Raw genomic sequence first — 17,489 nt, forward strand, 5'->3', positions numbered from 1 at the left:
CACAGCTGTGGAAGTCGTCGTCCTGCAGGATCTGGCCCGGCTTGTCGTCGACGAACTGGAGCTGCGCCAGGTCGCGCTGACCGACAGCCTGACGGGCGCCGAGACCCGGCGCAGCTTCGAAACTCAACTCGACCGGGAAATCAGGCGCGCCCAACGCTACGCGCAGGCGTTCAGCCTGATCATGGTGGATTTGGACCACTTCAAGGCCATCAACGACACCCATGGCCACTGTGCAGGCGACATCGTGCTGCAAACGGTCGCCGCCCGCATCAAGCACCACATGCGCGGTTCCGACATCTTCGCGCGGATCGGCGGCGAGGAGTTCGCGCTGATCCTGCCTGAAACCGGCCGCGTCGGTGCCGAGATCGTTGCGGAAAGGCTCAGGGAAGCCATCGCATCCGAACCCATTTCCATCCCGGACGCACGGATCAATGTCACCGGCTCGCTTGGCATCGCCACCTTTGCGGATCCGCGCGAGACCGCGCATGCTTTGCTGGATAGGACCGACACGGCGCTCTATCAGGCAAAGCGCGACGGCCGCAACCGCATCGCCGTATCCGCCGCCGACGTCGCAAGCGACAAGGTCGCCTAGAGCGGTTTGTCTCAAGCCGCTCTAGGCTTCGACCAGATACTTGCCGGACAGCGGCAGGCTCGCCGCGCCCAGCGCACGCGCATCGGGTCCGATCGTTCCGGCAAGCAGGCACGGACGCTCCAGGCCCGTCATGTTGAACCGCGAAAGCCGGGTTTCGGTCTCGGCGATCAGCCGATCGCGGATCGAGGCCGGCATCCAGCCGTCGATCTTGACGCATTCGAAGTCGATCAGGCTGCAAGACGACACGATGGCATGCGCGATCCCGTTGGCGGCTTCGGCGATCCAGGGGCGCAGCGCGCTTTCGGGGACGTCCCACCCTTCGGCTGCTTCCCACATCGGGCCCGCATCCCTGCCCGCCGAGACGATCGAGCGTTCCAGGACGTAAAGGCTCGCCACGTCGATCAGCGGCAGAACGCGCCCCTTGCGATCCTGGACGGGCAGGGGGCCCAGGGCGCCGGAATTGCCGCGGCCGGGGAATATGCGTCCGTTGAGGACGATGCCGCCTCCGACAAAATAGCCGACATAGAAGTAAAGGAAGTCGTCCGGTCCGTCATGCGGCCCGAAGACAAGCTCGGCGCCGCATGCCGCGGTCGCATCGTTCTGCAGCAGGATGGGAAGGTCGAGCGTGGCGGCAAGATCCGCGCGCAGATCGGCGTCCCTCCAGGGGTCCATCTTGTCCTGCGGCACCTGAAGCGTCTGGGCCCAGTCCCACAGGAAGAACGGCATGGCGATGCCCATGCCCGCAATCTTCGCGCGCTGCGAGACAGGCATGCCGTCAACCAGACCGCGAACGCTCTCATTGGCAAAACGCAGCGCCTCGTCCGGTGTCGGGTAGGCATATGTCGCTTGCGCGCGTGCGCGGACCCGGCCAAGAAAATCGGCCAGCACGAGCTCCGTGCTTCGGCGCCCCACCTTCAGCCCCAGGAAATACGCCCCATCGGGGTTCAGCCGCATCGGCACCGAGGGCTGGCCGACCTTGCCGCGCATCGGCTCGCCGCGCAGCAGCAGCCCCTCGCCTTCCAACTGCCGCATGATCACCGAGACGGTCTGCGCCGACAGGCCGGTCATGCGGGCGATCTCCGATTTGGCCAGCGCCTCGTGCCGGCGCACCAGCGACAGGACCAGCCGCTCGTTGCGCGCGCGCATGCCGCTCTGGTTCGTGCCTCGAACCTCCGAGATCCGTTCCGATGCGGCCAAGTCCAGCGGCAGGTTGCGAGCCACGAAAGCGCTCCTCCCGAACGCCAGGGTGTGGGATGCGGTCGGTGCTGTCAATAATAATTCAGAGTGATTTATTTATTGACAGAATCCCGCAAAGCTGTGAAGCTGACCGTCTGCGCCTGCGCGTCCGGTGCCGCGCCTGCCCGCAAGGCAACGGAAGCAAGGGACGCAAGCATTGGAAGGAAACATTGGAAGGAAACATTGGGCGGAAACAATGGGAGGAACCGTTTTGAAGATTTCCACGCTGATTGGCGCATCCGCGGTCGCTCTGGCGGCGATGGCGGGGGGCGCGATGGCTGGCGGCCATTCGACGACCGTTTGTCTGATCACAAAGACCGACACCAACCCCTTCTTCGTGAAGATGCGCGAGGGCGCCAAGGCCAAGGCCGAGGAGCTGGGCATGACGCTCAAGGCGTTTGCCGGCAAGATCGACGGCGATCACGAAACCCAGGTCCAGGCGATCGAAACCTGCATCCTGGACGGCGCCAAGGGCATCCTTCTGACCGCCTCGGACACCTCGTCGATCGTGCCGGCTGTCCGGCAGGCGCGCGATGCGGGCATTCTCGTCATCGCGCTCGACACGCCGCTTGAGCCGATCGAGGCGGCCGATGCGACCTTTGCGACCGACAATTTCCTTGCCGGCCTGCTGATCGGGCAATGGGCCAGGGCGACACTTGGCGATGCGGCCGGCGATGCCCGGGTCGCGACGCTCGATCTGGCGGTCAGCCAGCCCACGGTCGATGTTCTGCGCAACCAGGGTTTCCTGGAAGGCTTCGGCATCGACCTGGCCGATCCCGACGTGATCGGCGATGAAACCGATCCCAGGCTTGTCGGCAGCGACGTCACCGCCGGCAACGAGGAGGGCGGCCGGCGCGCCATGGAGAACCTTCTGGCCAGGGACCCCACGATCAACGTCGTGCACACGATCAACGAGCCGGCTGCGGCCGGCGCCTATGAGGCGCTGAAAGCGATCGGCCGGCAAGACGACGTGCTGATCGTGTCGGTCGACGGCGGCTGTCCGGGCGTCCAGAACGTCGCCGACGGCGTGATCGGCGCCACCTCGCAGCAATATCCGCTGCTGATGGCGTCCCTCGGTGTCGAAGCGGTCGGCAAATGGGCCGCCGAAGGCGTCAAGCCGGAGAACACCCCCGGCAAGGACTTTTTCGACACGGGCGTCGCTCTCGTCACCGGCAGTCCGGCCCAGGGCGTCGAGTCGATCTCGGTCGAGCAAGGCATGGATCTCTGCTGGGGCTGATGCTCCGCGCGGCCCGCAAGGCGGCCGTGCCGCCTTGCGGGCAAGTGTATCCGGCGATCCCTGAAACCTGTTGGCGCCGGTCCGCGTGAGGCGGAACGCGGCCGAAGGCACGCGACATGACCAAACCGTCCGACGACTTCGAAGCGGCCGCCAGGGGCGGCCCGGAGCAGGTCGCCGAATTCGAGGATGGCAGGCGCGGCGTCGTCGGCACGATCCAGCATCATCTGCACGTCAACCCCTCGCTGGTGCCGCTGATCGTCCTGCTCGCCGCCATCGTCATCTTCGGCCTGCTGCTGGGCTCGCGCTTCTTTTCGCCCTTCGCGCTGACGCTGATCCTGCAACAGGTGCAGATCATCGGCATCGTCGCCGCCGCCCAGTCGCTGGTCATCCTGACGGCCGGCATCGATCTGAGCGTGGGCGCAATCATGGTGATGTCGTCGGTGATCATGGGGCAGTTGACCTTCCGCTACGGCCTGCCGCCGGAGATCGCGGTCGCCTGCGGCCTTGCGGTCGGCACCGCGATCGGGGCCCTCAACGGGTTCCTGGTCAGCCGCGTCAAGCTGCCGCCCTTCATCGTCACGCTCGGCATGTGGCAGATCGTGCTCGCGGCGAACTTTCTTTATTCGCGCAACGAGACGATCCGCGCCCAGGACATCGAGGCCAACGCGCCACTGCTTCAGGTGTTCGGGACCACGTTCAGCATTGGCGGGGCGGTCTTCACCGTGGGCGTCGTCTTCATGCTGGCGCTGATGTTCGGCCTGGCCTACGCGCTCAGGCACACGGCCTGGGGGCGGCACGTCTACGCCGTCGGGGACGATCCGGAGGCGGCCGCCCTGTCGGGCGTGAACGTGCACCGGACGCTGATGTCGGTCTACATGCTGTCGGGCCTGATCTGCGCCTTTGCCGGATGGGCGCTGATCGGGCGGATCGGATCGGTGTCCCCCACGTCGGGCCAGTTGGCCAACATCGAAAGCATCACGGCCGTGGTGATCGGCGGCATCTCGCTGTTCGGCGGGCGCGGCTCGATCCTGGGCGCTCTGTTCGGCGCGCTGATCGTCGGCGTCTTCACGCTCGGCCTGCGGCTCCTGGGCGCGGACGCGCAGTGGACGTTCCTGCTCATCGGCATGCTGATCATCGCCGCCGTCGCCGTCGACCAGTGGATCAGAAGGGTATCGGCCTGATGGAACCCGTTCTCAAGGGGCGCGATCTCGTCAAGCGCTACGGCAAGGTCACCGCGCTCGACCATTGCGATTTCGACCTGATGCCGGGCGAAATCCTGGCGGTCATCGGCGACAATGGCGCCGGCAAGTCGACGCTGATCAAGGCGGTGTCCGGCGCGGTGACGCCCGATGAGGGCGATGTCTGGCTCGAAGGGCGGAAGGTGAAATTCGCCTCGCCGATCGCCGCGCGCCAGGCCGGCATCGAGACCGTCTACCAGACGCTCGCCATGTCGCCGGCCCTGTCGATCGCCGACAACATGTTCATGGGCCGGGAGATCAGGCGCAAGGGACCGCTCGGCACCTGGCTGCGCATGCTCGACCGCCCGGCCATGGAGACATTCGCGCGCGACAAGCTCTCCGAACTGGGCCTGATGACGATCCAGAACATCAACCAGGCGGTCGAGACGCTGTCGGGCGGCCAGCGGCAGGGCGTGGCCGTCGCCCGCGCGGCCGCCTTCGGCTCGAAGGTCATCATCCTCGACGAGCCGACCGCCGCGCTCGGCGTCAAGGAGAGCCGGCGCGTGCTGGAACTGATCCTTGACGTCAGGTCGCGCGGCATTCCGATCATCCTGATCAGCCACAACATGCCGCACGTCTTCGAGGTGGCCGACCGGGTCCATGTGCACCGGCTCGGCAGGCGACTGTGCGTCATCGACCCGAAACGGTACACCATGTCGGACGCCGTCGCCTTCATGACCGGCGCCAAGGAACCGCCGCCTGAGGCCATCGCGGCGTGACGGAGATCGAGGCCGCGCCCGACCGGCTGGCAAGCCGCATCGCCGATGAGGTCGCCGGGCTCGCCGCCGGCGGCGGACGGCGGCTCGTTGCGATCGCCGGGCCGCCGGGATCGGGCAAGTCGACCGTGGCCGCCCTTGCGCGCGACGAGCTCGAACGGCGCGGCCTGCCGACCGGCCTTTTGGCGATGGACGGCTTTCATCTCGACAACAGGCTCCTTGCCGAGCGCGGGCTGACCGATCGCAAGGGCGCGCCGGAAACCTTCGATGTGGCCGGGTTCGGTGCCATGCTCGAACGGCTTCTGGCCGAGGACGAGGTTGCCGTGCCGCAGTTCGACCGGGGTCTTGACCTGGCGATCGCCGCGCGCGGGCTGATCACCGCCGAGCAGAGGACGGTGATCGTCGAGGGCAACTATCTGCTGCTGCGCGAACGGCCATGGTCCGATCTGGCCCCGCTGTGGTCCTTGCGCCTGTTTCTCGACGTCCCGGCCGCAAGGCTTGAGGCGCGCCTGGTGCGCCGCTGGATCGACTGGGGCCTTTCCGCCGATGCGGCGCGGCGGCGCGCGGTCTCAAACGATCTTCCGAACGCTGCGCGGGTGATCGAGCATTCGGCGGGAATCGATCTCAGGCTCGCATGAGCCGGTCGGCAGGCTCGGAAACGCAGCCTGCCTCGTCGAGCGCGCGCAGCGTGCGCCATGTCAGATCGGCACGCTCCCTGCCGAGCAGTGCGCGCGCCTTGGCAAGCACCTTGTTCTCGCGCGCCGCAAGCGGCAGGGGCGCGCTCAGATCATGGGCCGCATGCGCTTTTCTGCCATGGCGCGTCAGCACGTCGACCCGTGCCGCCGTATCGGCGCATGAGCCGTCCGGAGCCACCTCGACCCGATCCCGCAGCTCGGCCAGATCGGCGCGATCGCAGACATCGTCGCGAAACGAGTCGAGCGCCGAGGTTCCAAGCCCTGCAAGGGCCATGGCCGCGGCCATGCGGTAGCTGAACTTCGCTTCGAGCCCTGTTGCGGGCCTTTCGATGTTGCAGACATCCAGCCATCGCGGATGGACGGTGATGCGCAAGCTGGATACGTCTTCGGCGTTCAGGCCGTCCGCCATCAGATCACCCAGTGCCTCAAGGGCCGCATGGATGCCATGGCAGCAGGCGTGGAACTTGTGCGCGACATCGGTCACCAGCCAATCGCCGCCAAGCCCGTCCAGGGCCGCCCCGACCGGTCCGGCCGCGCCGTGATGGGTTGCCGAAAATCCCTGCCCGGTTTCAAGGCCGCCCGGATTGGAGATCAATCCGGCGGCGGCCAGGGCGGCGCATTCCACGCCATTGGCCGCCGCAAAGCCGGCATTGAGCGGCTTGCCCATCGTGCCGAACTGGCTCTTCAGGCCGCTGGCGCGCGTGGAGGCCAAGCCGATCGCGTGCGCCATCGTCGCCGCGTCCAGCCCCATCAGGCGTCCGGCGGCGAGCGTTGCGCCGAAGGCGCCCGCGGTCGCCGTCTGATGAAACCCCGCCTCATAGTGCGGCCTGCCGAGCCAGCGGCCGATGCGGCAACTGGCCTCGAAGCCGACCAGATAGGCGCTCAGGAAGGCCGGTCCGCTCGCGCCGACCGCCTGGGCGGCGGCAAGCGCCGCCGAACCGACAACCGCCGTCGGGTGTCCGATATGGATGAAATGGGTGTCGTCATAGTCGATCGCATGGCCGATCGTGCCGTTGATCCAGGCGGCCGCGCGGGCGGGCAGGCGCTGGCCGCCGCCGAAGACCGATGCCTGCGCCGCGCCGCCTTCGGCGCGGCCCCGTGACAGCACGATCCGGCTGACCGGTTCGTTGCGGCCCGCATGACCGACCGCGATCCAGTCGAGCAGCGACAGCAGGCCGACCCGGCGCGCGCCGCCGTCGATCGCATCGTATCGCGTCCGGACGGCAAACGCGGTCATCGCCTCGGTCAATTGCACCGCAAGCACCTCTTCAATAGGATCGTGGCATGCCCAACACGTGTTCGCCCAGATAGGACAGGATCAGATTGGTGGAAATCGGGGCGACCTTGTAGAGCCGCGTCTCGCGGAACTTGCGCTCGACATCGTATTCCTGGGCAAATCCGAAGCCGCCATGGGTCTGCACGCACGCCTCGGCCGCTTCCCAACTGGCGTCGGCCGCCAGCAGCTTGGCCATGTTCGCCTCCGCGCCGGGATTTTCGCCCGCCTCGTACAGCCGGACCGCTTCGTGCACCATCAGTTCCGCCGAGCGCATATGGGCATAGGCCATGGCGATGGGGAATTGGACCCCCTGGTTCTGTCCGATCGGGCGTCCGAACACCTTTCGCTCGGTCGCATAGGCGCTGGCCTTTTCGATGAACCACTTGGCATCGCCGATGCACTCGGCGGCAATCAGGATGCGCTCGGCGTTCATGCCCGACAGGATATAGCCGAAACCCCGGCCTTCCTCGCCGATCAGATTGGCGGCGGGCACGGGCACATCGTCGAAGAACAGTTCGGTCGTGGCATGGTTCATCATGGTCCGGATCGGTCGGATCGTCAGCCCGTTCCGGCGGGCATGGCGCATGTCGACCAGAAGAACCGACAGTCCGCGCGTTTTCTTGTCCACCTGCTCGGCCGGCGTGGTCCGGCACAAAAGCACCATCAGATCGGAATGTTCGGCGCGCGATGTCCAGATCTTCTGGCCGTTGACGATGTAGCTGTCGCCCTTGAGCCGGGCGGTGGTCCGCAGCGCGCCGGTGTCGGTGCCGCTGGACGGCTCGGTCACCCCGAAAGCCTGAAGGCGTAGCGAGCCTTCGGCGATTTGCGGAAGATACTCGGCCTTCTGCGTTTCCGATCCATGGCGCAAAATGGTGCCCATCGTGTACATCTGGGCGTGGCAGGCGCCGGCATTGCCGCCCTGGCGATGGATTTCCTCCAAAATGGCCGCGCCCGCCGAAAGCGGCAGGCCGGCGCCGCCATAGGCCTCGGGGATCAGGGCGTTGAGAAAGCCCGCATCCGTCAGGGCCCGAACGAAATCGGCCGGGTAGGCGCCGGCGCGGTCGATCTTGCGCCAATAGTCGTCGCCGAAACCCTGGCAGAGCTTGGCGACGGCCTGGCGGATGTCGCTATGGTCCTGGAATGCTGTCATTTCGATGCTCATATCGCCAAGCCTTTAGCAGTCCGGATGGAGCGCAAGAACTGCCGCCGGACGATCACCGCCATAGCGGTGCCCTATGGCCTGTGGTGCCATGGGGGCGCTCTTCGGCGGACGCTACCAGTCCATCCTCGCTTCCACGGCCGTCCTTCCATCGGAACGGACGATCCTGCCGGTTCCCGTTTCCGCCTCGATCTCGATGCGGATCGGCGACGTCTCGAAGACCGGCGCAACGGCGCGAAACCAGAAACCGCGCGGAAGGTCCGCCCTGATGGAACGCAGCGCTTCGCTGAGGTAGGTCGCCAGCAACGGGCCGTGCACGACCAGGCCGGGATAGGTTTCGACGTCGCGGCAGAAGTCGCGGTCGTAATGGATTCGGTGCGGGTTGTGCGTCAGGGCCGAGTAGCGCATCAGCAGTGTCGGCGCGTGCACGAAATGGCCGGCGGGAACCGGATCGCCGTTCGCGCCGAGCGCGGTCTCCTCAAGACCTTTTTGTCTGTAGACCAGGGTCTGCCTTTCGGTCATGCAGAGCGAACCGCACTGTTCGATCTCGTGCCGCAGCGCAACGAAACACAACGGCCCGCTGCGGCCCTGCCTGAAGACCACATCGGTGATCGTGCTGGTCCTGCGGGCCGGCGTCCCCAGGGCGAGGGCGCCGCTGAAGGTCAGTTCGCTGCCCGCCCACATGCGGCGACGGAACGGAGCCGGCGGGAGAAAAAGCCCCAGCTTCTCATGTCCGTCCGCGCCGATATCGGACTGCGCGACCGGATCGTGCAGATAGATCCACTGCCAGCACGGCGGCAGGGCATCGCCGTTCCTCATCGTCGGCGCACGATCGAGCAGCGCCTGCATCAGCCGCGCCGGCTGTGGCGACATCGCGTCTTCGGTTTGCCGGCTGCGGCCGATATACTGCGCGCACCGGTCTTCGGCTTGCTGGTCCATGAATATCGTCGCCCATGAATGTCGTCGGCCATGAGTGTTGTTGGCCATGAATGTCGGCGGCCTTGGCGCCTGCCGCCCGTTCTCCATGGCCCGGCGATCCTGCTTGAACGGAAGATGCGGTGCAAAGACATCCTGCCGGCCATAGCGCCAGCCTATCGCCGATCAGCCAATTCGCTATTTCGAGGCGCGGTGCATGGCGCGATAGGATCGCACCATGAGCCGCTTGTCCCTGCCGCGCTCCGTGCTGTTCGTTCCCGGCGACCGGATCGACTTGCTGGCCAAGGCGATGGCGAGCGGCGCCGATGCGGTTTGCCTCGATCTCGAAGATGGCGTCGCTCCCGCCTCCAAGGCGCGCGCGCGCCGGAACATCGCGTCGATATCGTCCGCTCCGGGCGAAAGCGCGCTCTGGGTGCGCATAGGCAGCGAACTGGAGGCGGTTTCCCTCGACCTTGCCGCCCTGCCGCCATCGTGCGCGATGGTGGTGTTGCCCAAGGCGCGGTCTCTTGATCATGTGGCGCAGTTGAACGAATCGCTCGACCGGATCGGCCATAAGGCCGGAATCGTGGCCATGGTCGAGAGCGCGTCGGGCCTTGCCGGTATGGAGCGGGCGGCACCGCCGCCTGCCCGTCTTTGCGCGATATGCATCGGCACCGAGGATCTGTCGGCCGATCTCGCCGTCACCGCCCGCAGCCCCCTTATGTCCGTCGCGTTGAGCCGGCTGGCTTTCATTGCGGCGCGCTGCGGCGTCGGCCTGATGGGCTTTGCCGGCGAGATCGCCGATTTCGACGATCTGGAACGGTTTTCGGCGCAGCTTTCCCAGGCCGGAAAGTCGGGTTCGCTGGGCGCGTTCGTCATTCACCCAAGGCAGGTGAGCGTCGCGAACGCGGCTTTCTCGCCGGACCCCGAGGCGCTGGAGCGGGCGCGGCGGATCGTGGCACGCTTCGAAAAGGCGGCCCGGGACGGCATCGGCGCGATCTCCATCGACGGCGCGATGGTCGACAAGCCGGTCTATGAACGGGCGCTGGCGCTGCTCGCGCGCGGCGAAAAGACGGGGCAGTCGGGCGCCTGACCGCCATCGGCCGGCGCCTTGGCGCGCGCGGGCCGATGGTTCGATCGTGCGCTCAGACGGTTCGCCCGCCATCGACTTCGAGAATGACGCCCGTGATGAACTCGGCCTCGTCCGAGGCAAGATAGAGCGCCGCGTTTGCGATGTCGGCGGGCTCCGAAAGGCGGCCCATCGGAATGGTCGCGATGAACCGGGCGCGGTTCTCGGGCGTGTCCGGCTGGCCCATGAACGCTTCCAGCAGTCCCGTCGCGCCCATGACCGGCGCGATCCCGCACACGCGGATCTTGTCGGGCGCCAGCTCGACGGCCAGCGACCGCGTCATCAGGTTCACCGCTCCCTTGGACGAATTGTACCATGTCAGGCCCGGCCGCGGGCGGATGCCGGCCGTCGATCCGACATTGATCATCACGCCGCCGCCGGTTTCGCGCCAGTGCGGCACGACCGACTTGGTCATGTGAAAGATCGACAGGACGTTGATGTCGTAGATCTTGCGGAACGTCGCCTCGTCGGTCTGCATCAGCGGTGCGTTGGCGTTGGACCAGCCAGCATTGTTGACCGCTATGTCGATGCCGCCGAAGGCGTCGCGGGTCGCTTCGACGGCTGCCCGGACCTGCGCGCCGTCGGAGACGTCGCAGGTGACGGCGATGGCCGCCTCGCCGATATCCTCTGCGACGGCGCGCGCCCCGTCCCCGTTCAGATCGACCACCGACACCCTCGCGCCCTGGCCTGCGAACAGTTTTGCCATCGCAAGACCGAACCCCGATGCGGCGCCGGTGATCAGCGCGCGTTTTCCCTGCAATCTCATGTGCCGTTCCCTCTGGTGTGGTGGATTTGAAGTTCCTATCCTTGTTTCAGTGAACCCGTCATAGGAACTTCAAATCCGAAAAACATAAGAGATACAATAATTTATCCAGTGTCCTTATCGAAGCTGAAGTTCGCGCCGAACCTGCCGCAAACCCAACGAACTTCAGGTGAGGGGCTCTAGCCATGATTGTTGACGATGGTCTTCATGGTCGAAAATTCATGCAGCGCGGCAAAGCCTTTCTCCCGGCCGTGGCCGGAGCGGCGGATGCCGCCGAACGGCAATTCGATGCCGCCGCCCGCGCCGTAGCCATTGATGAAGACCTGGCCGCAGCGCAATGCCTTGGCGACCCGCATCTGCCGGCCGCCGTCGCGCGTCCAGACCGCCGCGGCAAGGCCGAAGGCGGTTCCGTTGGCGATCTTGATCGCCTCGGCCTCGTCCTTGAAGGCGATGGCCGCGAGCACCGGGCCGAAAACCTCCTCCTGTGCGAGCGCGGAGGCCGGATCGACCGGCCCGAACAGCGACGGCGCGACGTAATATCCGCCTTCGGGCGCGCTCTCGGCGATGCGGCCTCGGGCAAGAAGGGGGGCGCCGGCATTGTCCATATAGCCCTGCACCCGCGCCTGCTGCCCGGCCGAGATCAGGGCGCCCAGATCGGCGTTTTCGGTGTGCGGAGCGGCCACGAGCGCCTCGAAACGCGTCTTCAGCCGCTCTATGAGGCGGTCCCAGATCGCCTCGTGAATCAGTGCCCGCGAGCCGGCCGAGCAGGTCTGGCCGCCATTTTGGACGATGGCGTTGGTCAGGACGGGCATGACCGCGTCCAGATCGGCGTCTTCGAAGACGATCTGCGGAGACTTGCCGCCCAGTTCCAGCGTGCACCCGATGAAGTTCCTTGCCGCCTCGGTCTGAATGAGGACGCCCACTTCGGGAGAGCCGGTAAAGGAGATGAAGTCGATGCCCCGGTGGCGCGAGAGCGCGGCCCCGGCCACCTCGCCGCGGCCGGTCACCACGTTGATGGCGCCTTCGGGGAAGCCGGCCTGCTGTGCCAGTTCGGCGATGCGCAGGGTTGACAGGCAGGCGTCCTCGGCCGGTTTGAGAACGGTCGCATTGCCCATCGCCAGGGCCGGCGCCAGGGTGCGGCCGATCATCTGCGCGGGATAGTTCCAGGGAATGATGTGGCCGGTCACGCCGTGGGGCTCGCGCAGCACCTGAACGTTGTAGCCGTTCAGGAACGGAATGACCTCGCCGTGCACCTTGTCGGCGGCGCCGCCATAGAACTCGAAGTAGCGCGCCGTGGCCGCCATGTCGGCGCGGGCCTGGCCGATGGGCTTGCCATTGTCGCGCGATTCAAGCTGGGCAAGCTGTTCGGCCTCCGCCGTGATCCGGCGGGAAAGCTCCATAAGGAGCCTGCCGCGTTCCACCGCGCTCCGTTGCGACCACGCCCCGCCGTCATGGGCCGCGCGCGCGGCGGCGACCGCTGCGTCGATATCGTCGGGTCCGCCATCGGCGATCCGGGTAAACACGCTTCCGTCGCTGGGCGAGACGACATCGATGGTCGCGCCCGATCGCGCGGGAACCCAATGCCCGCCAATCAGGTTGAGCGGCTCCGGGATGGTCGTTTCGATCTGGCTCATGCGGCGTTTCCCCTTGTGTCGGCCCCGCGCTCTTCCACCTCGCCGCGCTCGATGATGAATGTGCGATCGGCAAAGGCGTCCAGCAGCCTGGGATTGGATTCGGTGATGATCAGCGTCACCTCGCGGTCGGCATCGCGCAGCGCGCGCAACGCTTCCGAATAGCGCTTGGCAAGCGCCGGCGCCAGGCCCTGGAACGGTTCGTCCAGCATGATCAGCCGCGCGCCGACCATCAGCGCCCGTCCGAGCGCGACCATCTTGCCCTGGCCGCCGGACACATTGCCGGCCGGCCGGCCCGCCATCTCGCGCAACTCCGGCAAGATGTCGTAGGCGCGCGCCATGCGCCTTGCCTGTTCGCCCGCCGCCAGACGGGCCACCTGCGCGGGCAGCTTGATGTTTTCCTCGACCGTAAAGGCCGAGAACAGCCGGCGATCCTCTGGGGCGTATCCGATCCCCAGCGCGGGGCGCCTGGCGGGCGCCATGCTCGTTATGTCGTAGCCGTCAAAGGCGATCGCGCCCTTGACGTCCACAAAGCCCATCACCGCGCGCAAAAGCGTCGTCTTGCCCGCGCCGTTGCGGCCCACCAATGCGACCGTGTCGCCCTGACGGACGGTGAAATCGAGATCGCGCAGGATCGAAACGCCTGCGATCGAAGCGCTGGCATTGCGGAACTCAAGCATCAGATCCCCTCGCCGATCACGTCACGGATCACGTCCGGATGCTCAAGGATCTCGGCGGGGGCGCCGCGAAGCCGCACCGCGCCCGACGCCCAGACCGCGACCTCGTCGGCATAGCGCTCGACGATGCTCATATCGTGCTCGACGAACACGCTGGTCACATCCGCCGCCGCTAGCGCCTCCACGAGGATCTCCATGACCCCGTGCTTTTCCGACGATGCCACGCCGGAGGTGGGCTCATCCATCAGCAGAAGGCGCGGCTTGAGCGCCAGCGCGACGGCGATGTCGACGAGCTTTCTCTGCCCCTCGGCAAGTTCGACGACCGGACGGTGCGCAACGTCGGCGCAATTGACCATCTCAAGCAGATGCATCATCTCGCCCTGCTCCTTGATCCGGTGCATGGGGGTGAACGGCGCCCAGTTCCGGTCGCGGGCCGATGCCGAGACAAGCAGGTTTTCCAGCACCGTGTGCTCGGTGAAGAGCTGCGGGATCTGGAAGGCGCGGGCGACGCCCATGCGGCAGATCTCGCGCGGCGACTTGCGCGTGATGTCGCGGCCGAGGAAATGCACGGTTCCCCGCGACGGCTTGGTCCAGCCGGTGCATATGTTCAGGAAGGTGGTCTTGCCCGCACCGTTGGGCCCGATGATGGCCAGGTTCCGCCCCTCGCCGATGTCGACCGACACGTCGTTGGCGGCCACCACGCCGCCGAAGCGGATTTCAAGGCCGTCCGTCCGCAAAAGCACCTCTTCAGTCATGGCGGGCACCGTGCTCGTTGGCCGCAGCGCTTCCCCGGACGGGACCGGCCGGCCGGCCCGCATCCCGCCTTCGCCCCGCAAGCCGGTTCATTGCGGCGTTGTAGATGCCGATCAGGCCGCCGGGCGCAAAAAGGATGATGATCAGCAGGAAGCTTCCCAGGATGAGTTGCCAGACATCGGCCGCAAAGGCCGCCGCATAGGACCGGACCACCTCATAGACGATCGCGCCGACGAAGGCGCCCGAAACCGAGCCGGCGCCGCCGAGCACGGCTATGAACACCATCTCGCCCGACCGGATCCACCATGCATATTCGGGCGTTACGATGCCCTGCGTGACCGCCATGATGGCCCCGCCGACGCCGCAAAGCGCCGCCGAGACCGCGTAACCGACAAGCAACGTGCCGCGCGGCGACATGCCCAGATATTCAAGCCGCGTCTCATTGGTCTTGATGGTGCAGAACAGATTGCCGATCGGGCTTGAAAGGAAGCGGATCACCACCCAGCCCAGCCCGATGGAGCCCGCGAGCGCCACATAGAACAGCACGAACTCGAACGGCTCCCGCTCAAGCTCGATTCCAACGACCATGGGCCGCCGCACATGGATGCCGTCGGCACCGCCCGTATAATGGTAGAACTTCTCCAGGATCGACCAGAATATCATCGAGAACGCAAGGTTGAGCATGCCGAAGAAGATGCCGCGATAGCGCACGACGAAAAGGCCGACGACCAGGCCGGAAAGCGTGGCGCCGGCGGTCGCGACCGCCAGCATCAAGATGAGGTCGCCGCCAAGGGCCGTGGGCGCAAGGAACGCCACCGCATAGGCGGCGATCGCAAAATACAATGCGTGCCCGAACGAGACCTGGCCGGCCTTCAGCAACAGCGTCACGCCCAGCACCGAAATGCCCTTGGCGAGCGCGATTGTCAGCAGGGTCTGTAGCCAGGGCGCCGAAAACGGAACGCTCGCGACGGCAATGATCAGGGCGGCGGGAACGATCTTTCGCGCTTGCATCACCGGTCCTCAGATCTTGCGCGCGCCAACGGTGCCGAACAGGCCCTCGGGCCGGATCAGCAGGACGAGCAGCATGATGAGGTAGGGAACCAGCACTTGCAGTTCCGGAAACAGATAGACCGCACAGCTGCGCCCCAGCCCGATCAGCAGGGCCGCGACGGCGGCGCCCTCGATGTTGCCCAGCCCGGCGGTTGCGACCACCGCGAACGAAAGAACGATCATGTTGGCGCCCATTCCCGGAAGAACCGATGTGGTTGGCGAGGCCAGCGCGCCGCCGAGCCCGGCCAGCGCCGCGCCGACGATGAAGGTGACCAGGAACACCTTGTCGGCGTCTATGCCGATCGACTGGGCCATTTCCCTGTCTTCGGTCACCGCCAGAATGAGCTTGCCGTTCAGGGTCCTGCGCAGGAAGAGGCGCAACCCGATGAGAACGATCACGGCGACCAGCGGCAGCACGATGAGCTGGTAGACCGTATAGTAGACGCCGAACACGTTGACGTTGCCCAGCAATTGCAGCGCGGAGGCTTCGAAATAGGGCTGCGAACCCCAGACCAGGCGCTGCACGTCCTCAAGGATCATGAACACCGCGAACGTCACCAGCAACTGGAGAACTTCCGGCTTGTGATAGATGCGCCGAAGCAGGAACCATTCTATCGGGCCGCCGACGAGCACGCCCACCAGTATCGCCGAGATCAGCATCAGCGGAAAGGCCAGGATCGGGGCGAAGCCGGCCGCCATCACCGCGCCCACGATCGAAACGCTCAGATAGGCGCCGATCGCATAGAGCGACCCGTGGGCCACGTTCAGAATACGCATCACCCCGAAGATCAGGGTCAGCCCGACGGCGACCATGAAGACGAGCGCCGCATAGGCAACGCCGTCAAACAGTGCAAGCAGGAAAAGCTGTGCGTTCATCGACACCCCTGACATCGAAAGGGCCGGAGGTGGCCCCGGACGTCACCTCCGGCAAGCTCGGTGCGGTTTCGGATGCGGCCTACCGATCGAACATGTCGACCGGCGCCTGGTCGATGAAGTCGGGCGTCAGCGTGCCCACCCAGTCGAGGGACGTTTCGCCGACGGGCGCCGTCAGCGGCCCGCCGTCGAAGATCATGATGTTCTCCAGAACGGCGAACGCGTGGTCCTGGGAAGCGGTCGTGGTGCCCAGCAACTGGGCTTCGATGCCCTGATTGTCTTCACGGATCGTGACCGGGCGGCCGAAGCCCTGGAAGGAAAGGCCCTCGAAGGCGGCGGCCAGTTGCGCATTGTCCGGCCAGGCGCCGTCATTGTGCTCGATCGCGCGCTCATATGCGGCCTTGAGCCCCTTGAGCGCCTGCGCCATGTGGAAGACCGAATAGATCGGGTAGGCGCCGGTCTTGTCGCGGAAGCCGCCCACGAAAGCCTGGAAGTCCTCATCGTCGCGCCGCTCGGGGTGCATGAAGTAGTGATCGCCCCGCGCGCCGACGATCACGCCCTCGGGGAGCGTGTCGCCGAGCCGTTCCAGCGAGCTTTCGCCCAGCGGCAGCACGAAGGTCGACACGTTCATCAGGCCGCGCTGGGCGGACTGCCGCACGAAGGTATCCAGATCGCCGCCCCACGAGGTGGACAGGATCACGTCGGGCCGAAGCGCCTGAAGGCGGGAAATCTCGGTGGAATAGTCGGGCGCGCCGAAGGCTGGGAAGAACTCTCCGACCACGCGCACATTGGGTTTCATCGCCGCAAGCGCCGTCGAGAAGATATCCCAACTGTCGCGGCCCCAGGCATAGTCCTGGTTGACCACGGCGATCGTCTCGAAATCGGGCCTTGTCTTCAACAGATAAAGAACGGACGCAAGCATTTCGGGGGTGGCGTTGGCCTGCGTGCGGAAAACGAAGTCGTACTCGTTTTCCTCGAAGATGCGCTGCGTGCCGCAGTCCCACATGATGTTGACGATCCGCAGGTCTTCGGCCAGCGGCGCGATCTTGCCGCAATTGCCCGACGAGATCGAACCCATCATCACGTCGACGCCGTCGGTTTCGGCCAGGCGCCTGTATTCGGCCAGAAGCGCCTCGCCGCCGGCGCCCTCGTCGATGAAGCTGGCATTGATCGGCGCGCCGGCAATTCCGCCGTCGGCGTTCATCTGTTCGATCAGCATTTGGGCGGCATCGCGCGCCGGCACGCCGAACACCGATGCGGGGCCCGTCAGAAACGTCGTGATGCCGATATCGATCGTTTCGGGCTGGCCGTCCTGGGCCAGCGCCATCGTCGGCAGCGCCGCCACAAGGGCGCCGGCAATTGTCTTTCTCATGGTCGGAACCTCCCATTTGCGGACGGCGCAATGCCCGTCCGCCTGTCCTCCGAGGTTAAAAACCCTAATGATGCCCGGCCATCGGTCGAAATAACCATTTGCCATGCGGCCCATAGGCCAGACCTATGGCCGCATGGCGCCCGTGTGCCGCAGCGCGATCCGACGATCGCGCGAGGC

The 17,489-nt window shown here is 66.1% G+C and carries 17 protein-coding genes; 6 read left to right on the forward strand and 11 right to left on the reverse strand.

Going from position 1 to position 17,489, the window contains the following annotated elements; all coding sequences use genetic code 11:
* Positions 1-592, forward strand: a 592-nt coding sequence (locus AC5E6L_RS02225) for a GGDEF domain-containing protein (RefSeq protein WP_491770985.1), incomplete at its 5' end; no start/stop codon positions are given.
* 21 nt (positions 593-613) lie between these two features.
* Here AC5E6L_RS02225 and AC5E6L_RS02230 read toward each other — a convergent pair.
* A complete protein-coding gene (locus tag AC5E6L_RS02230) occupies positions 614-1,813 on the reverse strand; it encodes an ROK family transcriptional regulator (RefSeq protein ID WP_491229069.1) in 1,200 nt (399 codons plus the stop codon).
* Between the two features lie 226 nt (positions 1,814-2,039).
* Between AC5E6L_RS02230 and AC5E6L_RS02235 the strand changes: the two genes are divergently transcribed.
* The 4 genes from AC5E6L_RS02235 to AC5E6L_RS02250 all read left to right on the forward strand — a co-directional run bounded on the left by AC5E6L_RS02235 (position 2,040) and on the right by AC5E6L_RS02250 (position 5,657).
* A complete protein-coding gene (locus AC5E6L_RS02235; protein WP_491771023.1) occupies positions 2,040-3,065 on the forward strand; it encodes a sugar ABC transporter substrate-binding protein in 1,026 nt (341 codons plus the stop codon).
* A gap of 116 nt (positions 3,066-3,181) precedes the next feature.
* The gene (locus tag AC5E6L_RS02240) at positions 3,182-4,246 is read left to right on the forward strand and encodes an ABC transporter permease (protein WP_491770987.1); all 1,065 of its coding nucleotides are present in this window, start codon (positions 3,182-3,184) and stop codon (positions 4,244-4,246) included.
* A complete protein-coding gene (locus AC5E6L_RS02245) occupies positions 4,246-5,022 on the forward strand; it encodes an ATP-binding cassette domain-containing protein (protein WP_491770989.1) in 777 nt (258 codons plus the stop codon). The genes AC5E6L_RS02240 and AC5E6L_RS02245 overlap by 1 nt, the downstream gene beginning before the upstream one ends.
* Positions 5,019-5,657: a nucleoside/nucleotide kinase family protein gene (locus AC5E6L_RS02250; protein ID WP_491770991.1), complete on the forward strand. Its 639-nt coding sequence runs from the start codon at positions 5,019-5,021 to the stop codon at positions 5,655-5,657. Before AC5E6L_RS02245 ends, AC5E6L_RS02250 begins: the two co-directional genes overlap by 4 nt.
* Here AC5E6L_RS02250 and AC5E6L_RS02255 read toward each other — a convergent pair.
* From AC5E6L_RS02255 to AC5E6L_RS02265, 3 genes are all read right to left on the reverse strand, one after another.
* Positions 5,644-6,951, reverse strand: coding sequence for an MmgE/PrpD family protein (locus AC5E6L_RS02255; RefSeq protein WP_491770993.1), 1,308 nt, complete (start codon positions 6,949-6,951; stop codon positions 5,644-5,646). The genes AC5E6L_RS02250 and AC5E6L_RS02255 overlap by 14 nt on opposite strands.
* 31 nt (positions 6,952-6,982) lie before the next feature.
* Complete coding sequence (locus AC5E6L_RS02260; RefSeq protein WP_491229063.1) at positions 6,983-8,140, reverse strand: acyl-CoA dehydrogenase family protein; 1,158 nt, start codon at positions 8,138-8,140, stop codon at positions 6,983-6,985.
* A gap of 123 nt (positions 8,141-8,263) precedes the next feature.
* Entirely contained in the window at positions 8,264-9,088 is an 825-nt protein-coding gene (locus AC5E6L_RS02265; protein WP_491229062.1) for an HTD2 family dehydratase, read from the reverse strand.
* A 214-nt stretch (positions 9,089-9,302) separates the two neighbouring features.
* Between AC5E6L_RS02265 and AC5E6L_RS02270 the strand changes: the two genes are divergently transcribed.
* The gene (locus AC5E6L_RS02270) at positions 9,303-10,157 is read left to right on the forward strand and encodes an HpcH/HpaI aldolase/citrate lyase family protein (protein WP_491770996.1); all 855 of its coding nucleotides are present in this window, start codon (positions 9,303-9,305) and stop codon (positions 10,155-10,157) included.
* 52 nt (positions 10,158-10,209) lie between these two features.
* Here the strand turns inward: AC5E6L_RS02270 and AC5E6L_RS02275 are convergent, their stop codons facing one another.
* From AC5E6L_RS02275 to AC5E6L_RS02305, 7 genes are all read right to left on the reverse strand, one after another.
* Positions 10,210-10,959: an SDR family oxidoreductase gene (locus tag AC5E6L_RS02275; RefSeq protein ID WP_491229060.1), complete on the reverse strand. Its 750-nt coding sequence runs from the start codon at positions 10,957-10,959 to the stop codon at positions 10,210-10,212.
* 176 nt (positions 10,960-11,135) lie between these two features.
* The gene (locus AC5E6L_RS02280; RefSeq protein WP_491770998.1) at positions 11,136-12,590 is read right to left on the reverse strand and encodes an aldehyde dehydrogenase family protein; all 1,455 of its coding nucleotides are present in this window, start codon (positions 12,588-12,590) and stop codon (positions 11,136-11,138) included.
* Positions 12,587-13,267: an ABC transporter ATP-binding protein gene (locus tag AC5E6L_RS02285; RefSeq protein ID WP_491771000.1), complete on the reverse strand. Its 681-nt coding sequence runs from the start codon at positions 13,265-13,267 to the stop codon at positions 12,587-12,589. Before AC5E6L_RS02285 ends, AC5E6L_RS02280 begins: the two co-directional genes overlap by 4 nt.
* Positions 13,267-14,019: an ABC transporter ATP-binding protein gene (locus AC5E6L_RS02290; protein ID WP_491230785.1), complete on the reverse strand. Its 753-nt coding sequence runs from the start codon at positions 14,017-14,019 to the stop codon at positions 13,267-13,269. Before AC5E6L_RS02290 ends, AC5E6L_RS02285 begins: the two co-directional genes overlap by 1 nt.
* The gene (locus tag AC5E6L_RS02295; protein ID WP_491230786.1) at positions 14,012-15,028 is read right to left on the reverse strand and encodes a branched-chain amino acid ABC transporter permease; all 1,017 of its coding nucleotides are present in this window, start codon (positions 15,026-15,028) and stop codon (positions 14,012-14,014) included. Before AC5E6L_RS02295 ends, AC5E6L_RS02290 begins: the two co-directional genes overlap by 8 nt.
* A 9-nt stretch (positions 15,029-15,037) precedes the next feature.
* Positions 15,038-15,943, reverse strand: a complete 906-nt coding sequence (locus AC5E6L_RS02300) for a branched-chain amino acid ABC transporter permease (RefSeq protein ID WP_491771003.1) — start codon at positions 15,941-15,943, stop codon at positions 15,038-15,040.
* Positions 15,944-16,022: 79 nt separating this feature from the next.
* Entirely contained in the window at positions 16,023-17,312 is a 1,290-nt protein-coding gene (locus AC5E6L_RS02305; RefSeq protein WP_491771005.1) for an ABC transporter substrate-binding protein, read from the reverse strand.
* Positions 17,313-17,489: the final 177 nt, after the last annotated feature.

The sequence above is a fragment of the Roseitalea sp. genome, from assembly GCF_984466335.1.

Bases quoted from the DNA above. Each gene is read 5' to 3' on its own strand.
- AC5E6L_RS02295 (WP_491230786.1), bottom strand. From the start codon at position 15,028: ATGCAAGCGCGAAAGATCGTTCCCGCCGCCCTGATCATTGCCGTCGCG.
- AC5E6L_RS02260 (WP_491229063.1), bottom strand. From the start codon at position 8,140: ATGACAGCATTCCAGGACCATAGCGACATCCGCCAGGCCGTCGCCAAG.
- AC5E6L_RS02305 (WP_491771005.1), bottom strand. From the start codon at position 17,312: ATGAGAAAGACAATTGCCGGCGCCCTTGTGGCGGCGCTGCCGACGATG.
- AC5E6L_RS02265 (WP_491229062.1), bottom strand. From the start codon at position 9,088: ATGGACCAGCAAGCCGAAGACCGGTGCGCGCAGTATATCGGCCGCAGC.
- AC5E6L_RS02240 (WP_491770987.1), top strand. From the start codon at position 3,182: ATGACCAAACCGTCCGACGACTTCGAAGCGGCCGCCAGGGGCGGCCCG.
- AC5E6L_RS02300 (WP_491771003.1), bottom strand. From the start codon at position 15,943: ATGAACGCACAGCTTTTCCTGCTTGCACTGTTTGACGGCGTTGCCTAT.
- AC5E6L_RS02280 (WP_491770998.1), bottom strand. From the start codon at position 12,590: ATGAGCCAGATCGAAACGACCATCCCGGAGCCGCTCAACCTGATTGGC.
- AC5E6L_RS02275 (WP_491229060.1), bottom strand. From the start codon at position 10,959: ATGAGATTGCAGGGAAAACGCGCGCTGATCACCGGCGCCGCATCGGGG.
- AC5E6L_RS02270 (WP_491770996.1), top strand. From the start codon at position 9,303: ATGAGCCGCTTGTCCCTGCCGCGCTCCGTGCTGTTCGTTCCCGGCGAC.
- AC5E6L_RS02255 (WP_491770993.1), bottom strand. From the start codon at position 6,951: ATGACCGCGTTTGCCGTCCGGACGCGATACGATGCGATCGACGGCGGC.
- AC5E6L_RS02290 (WP_491230785.1), bottom strand. From the start codon at position 14,019: ATGACTGAAGAGGTGCTTTTGCGGACGGACGGCCTTGAAATCCGCTTC.
- AC5E6L_RS02245 (WP_491770989.1), top strand. From the start codon at position 4,246: ATGGAACCCGTTCTCAAGGGGCGCGATCTCGTCAAGCGCTACGGCAAG.
- AC5E6L_RS02285 (WP_491771000.1), bottom strand. From the start codon at position 13,267: ATGCTTGAGTTCCGCAATGCCAGCGCTTCGATCGCAGGCGTTTCGATC.